This is a genomic window from Micromonospora sp. C31 (genome assembly GCF_018070575.1).
Lineage (GTDB): Bacteria > Actinomycetota > Actinomycetes > Mycobacteriales > Micromonosporaceae > Micromonospora.
Window position 1 is genome coordinate 19,664 of record NZ_JAGPXN010000033.1, and the last position, 12,122, is coordinate 31,785.

Here is a 12,122-nt window from a genome sequence, read left to right on the forward strand (position 1 = left end):
CTTCCGGTTGCACGTCACCGCTGAGCTGCGGTGGACCGCCGATCAGGGGGTGCCGAGGGTGTCGCCCTCGACGAGTTGGCAGGGCAGGAGCCGCTGCTGGACGCCGACGGCGCTGCCGTCGATGACGCCGGCCAGCACCTCGACGGACTGTCGGCCCATCTCCTCGCGGGGGATGCGGAACCCGGTGAACGCCAGGTCGCTGGGAACCGGGACCGTCGGGTCGCCGAGGGTCAGGATCGACAGGTCGCCGGGGACGCTCAGGCCGCGCCGCCGGGTGGCCAGCTCCAGCGCCACGGCGGTGGCGAAGTCCTCGACGAAGGCGACGGTGGTCCCCTCGGCCAGCAGGTCGTCGAGGATCGCGTCGGCGCCGGCGGCGACCGTCGTCAGGTGGCGGGCGCTCTCGGCGGCCGTCGAGGCCGCGACGAACCCGCGCCGCCGGTCCGCCGAGGACTCTGCGGTGAGGTCCGTGTTCAGGTAGGCCAGGCGGCGGTGACCGCGGGCGAGGGCCAGACCGACCAGCTCGCCCACCGCCGTGGCGTAGTCGGCACCGACGTACGGCACCGGGCCGCCGGCGTCGTCGCGGCGCCCGACGGCGACGTACGGGAAGCCGTCGCGGTTGAGCCGGTGCAGCTCCGCGGCGTCGATCTCCCGGCCGAGCAGGATGCACCCGTCGGCCAGCCGGAGCCGGTTGTCCTGGTGGAAGATCCGTCGCCGACCGTCGATCACCGGGGCGCTGGTGAACAGCAGCAGGTCGCAGCCGGCCCGCTCCGCGTACTCCTCGATGCCCAGCAGGAAGGGGTGGAAGAAGTCGCGGCTGCCGCTGGGGAAGGCGGGCTCGTAGGTGAAGACGCCGATGATGCGGTTGAACCGCGCGGCGAGCCGGCGGGCCACGGGGTCGGCAGCGTACCCGGTCTCGGCGATGGTCCGCAGAACGCGGTCGCGGGTCTCGGGCGCGATGCGGACGTCCGCGTCGGCCCGGTTGTTGAGCACCAGCGACACGGTCGCCTGACTGACGCCGGCCAACCGGGCGATGTCACGCTGCGTGACACGTCGGGGGGTAGCGGGCACGACTGTTCCTTCCGGTGCGGCTAATGCGTATTAGCGCTCGGCGTTGATGAGGAGCTTCGCGGCCCTGCCGGGCTCGTGTCAAGGGGTGGGCGCAGAGATTTCGTGAAGATGAACTCGCAGGAGTAATGCGGATTAGCTCCGGGTGGAAGGCCCGGCCGCCCGCTTCCGCGGTGGCCGTGGCCGGGGGCTGGGTCCCACGGGCGGGGCCGGCGTACCGGCCCCTTGACAAGACCCTTCCGGGTCGAGCAACATGCGGGAAGCATGGATACTAATACGTATTAGCGATCGAAGGCCAAGCCGCTGCGCCGCTACGTCCAGCGCGCTTTCTCACCCAGCGTGACAGCGCGTGGTGCTGAGGCGTGTCGAGAGGCGTCCACCGTCTTCGCCGGTGCGGAAACCGTCCGCACCGCTGACCGCGCTGCCCGTCGTCGCGGAGGCGGTCGTCGTGCTCCGCGCGGACGACCGTGCGTGGCCCCGCTGGCCGCGGCCGGATACCGTACCCGCGGCGCGGGCCACGCCGCGTCGGGCCGTCGAGCGGTGGGAGGATCCGATGCGCCTGCATGTGGGGTGTGCGATGTGGACGCACCGGTCCTGGCAGGGGCGCTTCCTGGCGCACCCGCTGCCGGCCCACGAGCGACTGCGCGCGTACGCCGGCTGGTGCACCGCCGTCGAGGGCAACACCACCTTCTACGCGACGCCCACCCGCGAGACGGTCGAGACCTGGGCGCGGCAGACGGACGCCGACTTCCGGTTCCTGCTCAAGCTGCCGAAGGTCGTCACGCACGAGCGTCGGCTCGCCGGCGCCGACGCGGAACTGCGGGCCTTCCTCGACGCCGTCGAACCCCTCGGCCCGCGGGCGCACGCCCTCTGGATCCAACTGCCGGCCTCGTTCGGCCCCGCCGCGGTGCCGGCGCTGACCCGTTTCCTGCGCGGGCTGCCCGCCGCCCACCGCTGCGCCGTGGAGGTGCGCCACCCCGCGTTCTTCGACGACCCCCGGGCGGCGCGGACGCTGGAGGAGGCGCTCGGCACGGTCGGCGCGGAGTGGGTGCCCTTCGACACGACCGCCTTCTTCCGCACCCCGCCGACCAGCGACGCGGAACGGGAGGCGTGGACCAGGAAGCCGCGCACCCCGCTGCGCACCCGCGCGCTGACCGACCGGCCGATCGTGCGCTACCTCGGCCGCGACGATCCCGCGCGGACCGTGGAGGGCTGGCAACCGTGGCTCGACGTGGTGACCGGCTGGCTGCGCGAGGGCCGTTCGCCGACCGTGTTCGTGCACACCCCGGACAACGTCGACGCGCCCGAGCTCGCCCGCCGCTTCCACGACGAGGTCCGGGCACGCCTGCCCGGGGTCGAGCCGCTGCCCGAGCCGGCTCCGGTCGGGCCGTCGACGCTGTTCTGAAGGGGGCCCGACCGGAAGGGGTGCGGTGCCCCGGCCGGTGCCGGCCTGCCTACATGTGGTCCAGACGAGTGAACACGCGGTCGTGGACCTCCCACCTGGCGTGCTGGCCGGGGTGGAGCTCGTCGTGGGTCTTCCCCCTCATGATGCCCTGGCCGAACGTCGTGAACGGCCCGTCGTGGAGGTGGCGGTCGCTGGTGTAGATGCCTCGGGTGCCGTTGTTCCAGGCGATGGTCAGCGAGAGCTGCTCGCCCACGACGGTGCCCGTGACGTCGTCGCACCGGACGTTTCCCGAATGGCTCGCCGTGCCCCAGACCGACTGCCCGTCCTGATGCAACCTGACGTGGGCGACGTAGCCGTTGTCCTGCACGATCTTGAGGTCGCCCTCGACGGCTATCGCCCTGGGGCGGGGCGCATCGGCCGGTGTGAGGTCGCCGCCGCCGCCGGCGTCCGGTCGTACCACCAGGTCGGGCTGGCTGAGCAGGTCGCGCTGCGCCACCAGGTCCTCGAGGCGCACCGGCCGCTCGGCGCGCGAGAAACGATCCGTCATCGCCATCAGTCCCCTCGGGGCGACAGCCGCGTCGGGTGTCCGGCGCCAGGTAGCCGCCGCCCAGCTATGACGGACGGTATGCAACGTGCGGTGCCGGGCCCAGCGTTCTGTCGCAACCCCGGCTCCGACCAGCGGCGGGGATCGGGACGGCGGGGCCGCGGCCGGAGGTGCCACCGGGGCCGGCGGTGCGGGCGTCGCCGAAACATACCTTCATTGCCGGCAGGTCAACATGTAGACAATCTTCTTCGTTCTGTCTATCGTCAGCACCACTTAGCGATGGGCTTCGATTCGAAAGAGGTCGTCAATGGTGCACACCAGACGATGGGCGGGCATCGCCACCGCCCTACTGGCGACGGAACTCCTGGTCGCGGGCACCGCCGCGCACGCCGCCGCGCCCACCCCGGACCCCGTACGGGTGAGCGTCGAGGACGCAGTCGCCGACAAACTGCGCGGGCACACCCAGGCTACGGCGGCGGAGCACGCCCACCGCTCAGAAGCGGAGCACGCCGAGAGTACCGAGACCCGCGTGACCGTGACCCGCAGGAACGGCCGGTGGGCCTTCGGCACCGCCGTCGCCGTCACCTCCCACGACGAGAAGGACATCCACCCGACCGGCGCGGTCTTCATCGCCCGTGCCGAGGCCGGCACGTGGCGGGTCAACTTCGACGGCGAGGCCGGGTTCAGCGAACTGGCCGCCGAGTCGCCCCTGGTGAACAAGCAGGAGAAGGCGGTCTTCACGCGTACGCCGAGCACCATGCAGGCGGGCGGCGACTACCGGACCGGGATGGCCCTGCCGTTCGGGGTCGGCCAGACGTGGACGCTGACCAGCGGCCCGCACGGCTGGGGCGGCTACGAGGCGCCGTACAGCTCGATCGACCTGGCCGGTGGCGACCAGATCGTCCGCGCGGCGCGGGCCGGCACGGCGTACACGATGTGCACGGGCTGGATCCGGGTGATCCACGACCGGGGCTACTCCACCGACTACTACCACCTGTGGAGCAGCATCTCGGTCAACGGCGCCGCCGTCAGCCAGGGCGCGTACCTGGGCTACACCGGCACCGACGTCACCTGCGGCGGGGCGGCCTACGGCCGGCACGTCCACTTCGGACTGCGGCAGAACAGCGCGTACGTGGGCCTCGCCGGCCACGGCATCGGCAAGTGGGAGTTCGCCAACGGTGCCGCCGCCTACCAGGGCGGTGCGCGGCACGGCTCGGCCTGGGTCGGTGCCGGCGGCAGCATCTACAACTACGGGGCGCTGGGCTTCAACCAGGCGGTGGTCGACGCCAACGGTGGGGGCGCGGTGAACAAGCGGTCCGGGCCCGGCGCCGGCTATGCCCTGCGCGGATCGGTGGGCGACGGCGCAACGGTGACCATCTCCTGCTCCGCCAACGGCACCTCGCACACCGGTCGCTACGGCACGACCGCCCTGTGGAACCGGCTGAGCGACGGCACCTGGGTGTCCGACGCCTACCTGTGGACCGGGGTGAACGGCGCGATCAACGGCTGGTGCTGACCGGCATCCGACCCGAACCTCGACGCAGGGGTCCCGACATCTCGGCGGGGCCCCTGCGCCTCGTGGGCGGCCGGGTGTCGGGTGGGTCAGCCCGGGGCGCCGACGAGGAGGGACTCGTGGCGACTCCACAGCCATCGGAGGTACTGCTGGAGCTCCCCGAGGGTGGCGACCTGGTCCTCGTCCACGTAGGTGAGGATCCGTTTCACTTCCCCCGGCACGAGGTCGTAGGCGGTGGCCCCGGTCTCCGGGACGGGCGTGTCGGGGGAGACGGCCACGGGGACGGGGATGACGGGCAGGCGGAGGTTCCTCCTGTCCAGTGCCTTGAGGACCGTGAGGTAGGCGCGGGGCAGATGGTAGGGAGAGACGGCGAGCGCGAGGCTCGCGAGGCCGAGGCCCTGCGTCTGCTCGGCGATCCAGGCGGCCTGCCGGCCGGTGTGGGGGGCGGGTCCGGCCTGGAGGCGGACCCCCTCGCAGCGACGGAGGCCGAGGCCGCGCAGATGGTCGAGCGTGAGTTCGACGTAGGTCTCCTCGGCCGGGTTCCCGTTCGTCACCAGGAGGTGACGCAGGCCGGGGTTCGCCTCCCAGGTGCGGATCGCGTGGCTGAGCCGCCACTGTTCGCCCTGGCCGAGGCCACGACGAGGGCGTCGACGCGGTCGGCGGCCGACGGGGGCAGCGTCAGGATCGCCGTGAGGGCCTTCAGCACGTCGAGGAACTGGCCGGCGGTGAAGCCGGCGAGGTCCTCCTCCCCGACGGTCCGAGGGATTCCTCCGTGGGGGTTCGCCGCATGCTCCGCCCTCGTACGCACCGGACGACGATACTGCGCCGGCCGGCGTGACCCCGGAGAGCTTCGACGCGGCGGCCCACCCCGACTGAGCCTGCCGGGTGCCCGCGCGGCAGACCGCACGGCCGAAGGTGCGCGTCCCCGGGTACGCCGTCAAGGATGTGAATCTCATGCGTGCCGTGACCTTGGAGGGCGCTGGGATGAAGCCGTTCCGCATCGAGATACCGCAGGCCGACCTCGAGGACCTGCGCCGACGACTGGCCGACACCCGGTGGCCGCACGAGCCGGGCGCGGACGGCTGGGAGCGCGGCGTGCCGCAGTCCTACCTGCGGGAGCTGGCCGACCACTGGGGCAGCGGGTACGACTGGCGGGCGGCCGAGGCGCGGCTCAACGAGTATCCCCAGTTCGTCACGGAGATCGACGGCGCGACGGTGCACCTCCTGCACGTGCGGTCCCCGGAGCCGGACGCGACGCCGCTCATCCTCACCCACGGCTGGCCGGGGAGCTTCCTGGAGTACGTCGACCTCGTCGGGCCGCTGACCGACCCGCGCGCCCACGGCGGCGACCCCGCGGACGCCTTCCACGTGGTGATCCCGTCCCTGCCCGGGTACGGCTTCTCCGGCCCGCTGACCGAGACCGGCTGGGGCGTGCCGCGCATCGCCGGCGCGTGGGCCGAGCTGATGAACCGGCTCGGCTACGACCGCTACCTGGCGCAGGGCACCGACTTCGGCTCCTGGGTGGCGGTCACCCTCGCGGCGACGGACGCCGGGCACGCGATCGGGGCGCACATCAACTTCCTCATCACGCCGCCGCCCGGCGACCCGCGCGAGCTGGGCGCGCTCGACGAGGACACCGGCCGGCGCCTCGCCCGGCTGGCCCACTTCGTCGACGACGAGTCCGGCTACATGAAGATCCAGGCCACCCGCCCGGTGACGCTGTCGTACGCCCTGACCGACTCGCCGGTCGGGCAGCTCGCGTGGATCGTGGAGAAGTTCAAGGAGTGGACCGACTCCGGCAAGAGCCCCGAGGACGCCGTGGACCGGGACCGACTGCTCACCAACGTGTCGCTCTACTGGTTCACCCGGACCGCTGGCTCCTCCGCCCAGCTCTACTACGAGACGGCCGACATGCTCCCGGTCAGCGCCGCCCCACGGCAGCAGCCCCCGGTGCCGGTGCCGCTCGGGGTGGCGGTCTTCCCGCACGACCCGTCGCAGCCCGTGCGGGCCTGGGCCGAGCAGTCCTTCCCGAACATCGTGCAGTGGACCGAGTACGACCGCGGCGGCCACTTCCCGGGGTTGGAGCAGCCGGGTCTGCTGACCGACGACATCCGCCGGTTCGCCCGTACCCTCGGCGGGGCCTGAGCCCGGGGGTGCCGGACCGGTAGGCCGTCCACCGCCGGCTGCGCGCCCTCGCCCGGTCGCCGGTCTGCGGCGACCGGGCGCCGACGGACGGACACCGTGTCGCCGGTGCCAGTTTCCTCATCGGGCTGCCGGCGGTTGTACGAACGTGACGGCAACCTCGCACTCCATCGTGGCGGCCCCGGCGGCGGAGCTGCCCGCGTGGCGGATCAGGTGGGCGGCGCGCGAGAACGACCGGCGGCGGTGCGCGTACGACGCGGAGATCGCCGCCTGGCGGCGGCACCACGACCACCTGGTCCGCCTGCGGATCGAGGCGGCCGGGTTCCTCGGCTGCACGCAGCCGCGCGCCGGCCTGCCCGTGGAACTCGACGGCCACGAGGTCGTCTACCGGGTGCTGCCGGTGGCGGACCTGGTCGAGGTGGCGGCGCGGCACGGCGCGGGGCTGCCCGCCCCCGGTCCGACCGTCGCCACGGACGACGTCGCCGGCCGCGCACTGCCCAGGGGCGTCCGGGCCGTCGAGACCGGCATGGCCGTCGTGACCAACCACCGCGTCGCCTTCGCCTCGCCGCGCGGGCGGCGGCACGAGTGGAGGTACGCCGACCTGGCGGGACCCGCGCACCATCCCGAGGTCCAGCTCACCCTGCTGTACGCCACCGACGGGCGTCGGCTCGCCGGGCTGCGGGTGCCGGCCGTGGCAACCGTCAACTTCCGCTTCTACCTCACTCTCGCCTTCGCCGTCGCCACCGGCGGTCGGGCCGCCGTCGTCGGGCAACTGGAGGCGCTGCTGGCCGCCCACCGGCGGGCGCGGCCGGTGCCACCGCGGCCGGTCCGCCCGGATCAGGCCCCGCCGGCCGGGCTGCGTGCCGAAGGCCGCGCGGTCCTGGCCGCCGCCGTCGTCGCGGTGGCGTTCGTGGCGCTGACCGCCGCGGGCACGGTCGCGCCGGACCGGGCCGGGCCGCCGTACGGGGCGGACGAGCGCCCACACGGTGCCCCCGCCGCCGTGCCGCCGCCCACGATGGCCCTGGTGATCCCGCCACCGTCCAGGGCTGGTGATCCGGTCCGGGACGCGATACCGGCGCCCGCCACCGAACCGTACCCACCGCGAGAGCCGCTCGCCGGCCTCCGCGTGGACGTCGCGCCGGTGCCACTGGTGCGATGGGCAGCCTGCCCGTCGGGCAGTTTCGACGGCAGCGCCCCGGCCGGCTCCGGGTGACGTCCGGCCTGCGGCCTCAGGCGGTCACGGTGGCGATGCCCGCGGGGTGGGCCGGCGCCATGGGACGCCCAGGGCACCGGCCACGAGCGTGCCGAGGATCGCCGCCACCACACCGATGACTCGGTGTGTCGCGACGCTCACGGTACCCGGACGTGCACTTCAGCCGGGTCGGCCGGGCGCCGGCAGGCCCTTCGTGCCGCTGTTCCGCAACGATCTGGTGAGGGTACGGTCCGGGATCCAGAGGAAGCAGCGGATGCCGCGGTCGCCGGCGAGCCAGTTCTGCTCGGACGGGAGTCGCCAGAGCACATCGGCGCGGCCCACCAGATCGTCCCGCGACACACTCACGTACCGGGCGACGACATCCCAGCACCCGTCACCGGTCGGTCCGTCCTCGGCGGCCACGTTGGCGAAGGCAATCTCCGGCGCACGCCACACCCCGGTGTACTCCGCGTCGTGGGTCACGGCGCACGAATCCAGCTCAATCAAACCCCCGGGGTCCCCGTCGGGCAGCTCGGTGACGTTGAGGCAGTCGAACGCCAGATCGGACGTGCCTTCCAGCACGTCCTTCAGGCTGCCCTGCCGGGGGCGCGGATCGGTGACCTCCAGGTAGGTGATCTCGCTGAGATCACAGCGAAACCACCGTTCGCCGGCGGTCCAGCCCTGCTCGGTGGGGATCACGACCCGCAGCAGCAGACGCGCTCCACGCCACTCGCCGCCCACGTAGTTCGTCGCCGCAGTGTCGCATGCGTCGAACGCCTTACGTAGTGCCGGACCATGTCTGGCCGGTGCCGCGTCCTGCTCGGCGTCGTCGCTGACGAACGCACCGACGTGTACGGACTCCGCCTCATGCACTTCAGTACAGGCGACGGGGGCGTAGGAGTCCCGATCGCCCTCCTGGACGTCGAACCGGTGGCACGCGCCAGCTTGCGGAGCGAAGGTCGACCGTCCCCTGTCTCCCGCAGAACTTTCGACGCATCCGGTCAGGGCCGCCAGCATCACGGGCACGACGAGGCTGGCGGTCCAGCGCGGCATTCCTACCTCCGGCACGTGCGAGGGAAGGGCCACCGTAGCCGGCTGAGGGAACCGGCCGCCTCCCGGGTACGCCCCGGGATCACCCTGGTCGTCAGGCGAGGCGATGGTCCAGGGCGGTGTGGCGACGGCCGGCGCCGACCGTGCGGACGGCGGCGGCGAGGGCACGGCGGGAGCCGACGAGGACGACGAGCTTCCTGGCGCGGGTGACGGCCGTGTAGAGCAGGTTGCGTTGCAGCATCATCCAGGCGCTGGTGGTCAGCGGGACGACGACGGCGGGGTACTCCGATCCCTGCGAGCGGTGGATGGTCATGGCGTACGCGTGGGCGAGTTCGTCGAGTTCGTCGAAGTCGTAGTCGATGCTCTCGTCCTCGTCGGTGCGTACCGTCAGGGTCTGCTCCTCGGCGCTGAGGGCGGTGACGATGCCGACGGTGCCGTTGAAGACGCCGGCCTGGCCCTTGTCGTAGTTGTTGCGGATCTGGGTGACCTTGTCGCCGACGCGGAACACCCGTCCACCCAGGCGGCGCTCCGGCTGCCCCTCGCGGGCCGGGGTCAGCCGCTGCTGCAACAGCGTGTTCAGGGCCGCCGCGCCGGCCGGGCCGCGGTGCATGGGGGTGAGGACCTGCACGTCGCGGCGCGGGTCGAGGCCGAAGCGGGCGGGGATCCGGGTGCACGCGACGTCGACGGTCAGGGCGGCGGTGGCGTCGGTGTCGTCGCTGGCGAACAGGAAGAAGTCGTCGAGTCCCTGGAGCAGGGGCGGCCTGCCGGCGTTGATGCGGTGGGCGTTGGTGACGACCCCGGACTGCGCGGCCTGGCGGAAGACCTGCGTCAGCCGGACCCGGGGGACGGCCGGGGCGGCGAGCAGGTCCCGCAGCACCTCGCCGGCGCCGACGGAGGGGAGCTGGTCGACGTCCCCGACGAGCAGCAGGTGCGCGCCGGGCGGTACGGCCTTGACCAGCTTGTTGGCCAGGATCAGGTCGAGCATGGAGGCCTCGTCGACGACGAGGAGGTCCACGTCGAGGGGGTTGTCCCGGTCGTGGCTGGCCTCCCCGCCGGGGCGCAGCTGCAACAGCCGGTGCACGGTGGCCGCCGGGTGCCCGGTCAGCTCCGACAGCCGCTTCGCGGCGCGGCCCGTCGGCGCGACGAGGGTGACCTTGGCCCGCTTCGCGGCGGCGAGTTCGACGATCGAGCGGACGGTGAAGCTCTTGCCGCAGCCGGGCCCGCCCGTCAGCACGGCCACCCGGGAGGTGAGGGCGAGGCGGACCGCCTGTTCCTGCTCGGGGGCCAGCTCGGTGCCGGTGCGGGCCTTCAGCCAGGCCAGCGCCCTGCCCCAGTCGACGCCGGTGAAGTGGGGCAGCCGGTCGGCGCGGTCGCGCAGCAGCCGCAGCAGGGACCCGGCGAGGGACTGCTCGGCGCGGTGGAACGGCACCAGGTACACCGCCGTGGTCGACTCGCCGTCCGGACCGGGCAGCTGCTCGCGGACCACGCCCTCCTCGCCGACGAGTTCGTCGAGGCAGGCGGTGACGAGGTGGCCCGGCACGTTGAGGATCTTGATCGCGTCGTCGACGAGCTGCGGGTGGGGCAGGTAGCAGTGACCGTCGTCGGTGGCCTCCGACAGGGTGTGCTGCAGGCCGGCCTTGACCCGCTGCGGGCTGTCGTGCGGGATCCCGACGGCCTGGGCGATGGTGTCGGCGGTCTTGAAGCCGATACCCCACACGTCGGCCGCCAGCCGGTACGGCTCGTTGCGGACCACGGTGATGGCGGCGTCGCCGTACTGCTTGAAGATCCGTACGGCCAGGGAAGTGGAGACGCCGACGCCCTGGAGGAAGACCATCACCTCCTTGATGGCCTTCTGCTCCTCCCACGCCGCGGTGATCTTCGCGGTGCGCTTCGGCCCCAGGCCGGGCACCTCTACCAGGCGGGCGGGTTCCTCCTCGATGACGCGGAGGGTGTCGAGGCCGAAGTGCGCGACGATCCGCTCGGCGAACACCGGACCGATGCCCTTGACCAGCCCGGAACCGAGGTAGCGGCGGATGCCCTGGATCGTGGCCGGCAGGACGGTGCTGTACGAGTGCACCTCGAACTGCCGGCCGTACTGCGGGTGCGACGACCACCGGCCGGACAGGCGCAGGCTTTCCCCCGGCTGGGCTCCCAGCAGCGCGCCGACCACCGTGAGCAGGTCGCTGCCGTGGCCGGTGGCCACCCGGGCGACGGTGTAGCCGGTCTCCTCGTTGACATAGGTCAACCGCTCGAGCACCGCGTCCAACACGGCCGACGGCGGGCGGGTGGGGGCAGTCACCCGCCCATCCTGCCTGTTGCCGGCGCGACCGCGCCGTCGACCCGACCGCGCGCCACGGCGGCCGGGAGCCGTCCCGCGCGGGCGAGCCGTCGAGCTCGGGAGAGCACCCTCGGGCCTGCGGCGGGGTGACGGCCGAAGGGAGGACCCGCGCCTGGGCCGTCCTCCCTCAGACGCGGTCAGCGCATCGGTTCGACCCAGATGTTGCGGTAGTGGACGTTGAGGCCGGGGTCACCGTGGTCCTGCAGCCGGATCGGCCCCACGGAGGGTCCCTCCGGGGCGCCGTTGCCCGTCGGCCCGTCGATCACCGCGTTGTCGTGAACGGTGACGCCGTTCCAGACGACGGTGACGCGGGTGTTCTCCGTCTTGACTCCGGCGCTGTCGAAGCGGGCCGCGCGGAAGGTGACGTCGTAGGTCTGCCACGTCTCCGGGGCGGTGGCCGCGTTGACCGACGGCGCGATCTTTCCGTAGATGGCGCCGCCCTCGTCGTTGGCCGGGGTGGTGTCGCCGAAGGAGTCGAGAACCTGTAGTTCGTAGCGGTCCTGCAGGTAGATCCCGCTGTTGGCGCGGGCCTGGCCGGTGACGTCCGGCGGCAGGTCGGGCAGCCAGAACTCGACGTGCAGCCGGAAGTCGCCGAAGCTCCGCCTGCTGCGGATGTCGCCGCCGAGGACCTCCACCCCGCCCTTGGCCAACGGCCACGTCGCCGGGTTGCCGTTGGTGGACTCGAAGTGGTCGAGACCGGACCCGTCGAGCAGCGTGACGCGGCCGTTGTCGCCTCCGGGGCCGTGGGCCTCGAACTCGTAGATGCGGGCGGCGTTGTCGGTGGTGCTGGTGGGCGTGGTGATGGTGAGTCGGATGTGTCTGGCCTGGGTGGGGGAGACGTCGTGGGTGGTGGTGCTGGCGGTGTTGGCGGTG

Annotated in this window: 11 protein-coding genes; 4 read left to right on the forward strand and 7 right to left on the reverse strand. The window is 72.8% G+C overall.

Going from position 1 to position 12,122, the window contains the following annotated elements; all coding sequences use genetic code 11:
- Positions 1-42 precede the first annotated feature (42 nt).
- Positions 43-1,068 carry a LacI family DNA-binding transcriptional regulator gene (locus KBX06_RS26720; RefSeq protein WP_210839765.1) on the reverse strand — a complete coding sequence of 342 codons (1,026 nt, stop codon included), beginning with the start codon at positions 1,066-1,068 and terminating at the stop codon, positions 43-45.
- 574 nt (positions 1,069-1,642) lie between these two features.
- Between KBX06_RS26720 and KBX06_RS26725 the strand changes: the two genes are divergently transcribed.
- Positions 1,643-2,470: a DUF72 domain-containing protein gene (locus KBX06_RS26725; RefSeq protein WP_210839775.1), complete on the forward strand. Its 828-nt coding sequence runs from the start codon at positions 1,643-1,645 to the stop codon at positions 2,468-2,470.
- Between the two features lie 49 nt (positions 2,471-2,519).
- Here the strand turns inward: KBX06_RS26725 and KBX06_RS26730 are convergent, their stop codons facing one another.
- Positions 2,520-3,017: a hypothetical protein gene (locus tag KBX06_RS26730; protein WP_210839767.1), complete on the reverse strand. Its 498-nt coding sequence runs from the start codon at positions 3,015-3,017 to the stop codon at positions 2,520-2,522.
- A gap of 304 nt (positions 3,018-3,321) precedes the next feature.
- On the opposite strand from KBX06_RS26730, the gene KBX06_RS26735 reads away from it, so the two are divergent.
- On the forward strand, positions 3,322-4,530 hold the full coding sequence (locus KBX06_RS26735; protein ID WP_210839769.1) for a peptidoglycan DD-metalloendopeptidase family protein: 1,209 nt from the start codon (positions 3,322-3,324) through the stop codon (positions 4,528-4,530).
- Between the two features lie 86 nt (positions 4,531-4,616).
- Here KBX06_RS26735 and KBX06_RS26740 read toward each other — a convergent pair whose 3' ends face one another.
- Both KBX06_RS26740 and KBX06_RS28610 read right to left on the reverse strand, forming a co-directional pair.
- Positions 4,617-5,081: a hypothetical protein gene (locus tag KBX06_RS26740; RefSeq protein ID WP_307854771.1), complete on the reverse strand. Its 465-nt coding sequence runs from the start codon at positions 5,079-5,081 to the stop codon at positions 4,617-4,619.
- On the reverse strand, positions 5,078-5,335 hold the full coding sequence (locus tag KBX06_RS28610; RefSeq protein ID WP_307854772.1) for a hypothetical protein: 258 nt from the start codon (positions 5,333-5,335) through the stop codon (positions 5,078-5,080). Before KBX06_RS28610 ends, KBX06_RS26740 begins: the two co-directional genes overlap by 4 nt.
- A 176-nt stretch (positions 5,336-5,511) precedes the next feature.
- Between KBX06_RS28610 and KBX06_RS26745 the strand changes: the two genes are divergently transcribed.
- Both KBX06_RS26745 and KBX06_RS26750 read left to right on the forward strand, forming a co-directional pair.
- On the forward strand, positions 5,512-6,672 hold the full coding sequence (locus KBX06_RS26745; RefSeq protein ID WP_210839776.1) for an epoxide hydrolase family protein: 1,161 nt from the start codon (positions 5,512-5,514) through the stop codon (positions 6,670-6,672).
- Positions 6,673-6,817: 145 nt separating this feature from the next.
- Positions 6,818-7,882 (forward strand): hypothetical protein, encoded by a 1,065-nt coding sequence (locus KBX06_RS26750; RefSeq protein WP_210839771.1) that lies wholly within the window; start codon positions 6,818-6,820, stop codon positions 7,880-7,882.
- Between the two features lie 159 nt (positions 7,883-8,041).
- On the opposite strand, the gene KBX06_RS26755 is transcribed toward KBX06_RS26750, so the two are convergent.
- The 3 genes from KBX06_RS26755 to KBX06_RS26765 all read right to left on the reverse strand — a co-directional run.
- Positions 8,042-8,914 carry a septum formation family protein gene (locus tag KBX06_RS26755; RefSeq protein ID WP_210839772.1) on the reverse strand — a complete coding sequence of 291 codons (873 nt, stop codon included), beginning with the start codon at positions 8,912-8,914 and terminating at the stop codon, positions 8,042-8,044.
- Positions 8,915-9,005: 91 nt separating this feature from the next.
- Positions 9,006-11,210, reverse strand: a complete 2,205-nt coding sequence (locus KBX06_RS26760; RefSeq protein WP_210839773.1) for an ATP-dependent RecD-like DNA helicase — start codon at positions 11,208-11,210, stop codon at positions 9,006-9,008.
- Between the two features lie 176 nt (positions 11,211-11,386).
- The coding region (locus KBX06_RS26765) for a DUF1080 domain-containing protein (protein ID WP_210839774.1) at positions 11,387-12,122 on the reverse strand (736 nt) is incomplete at its 5' end.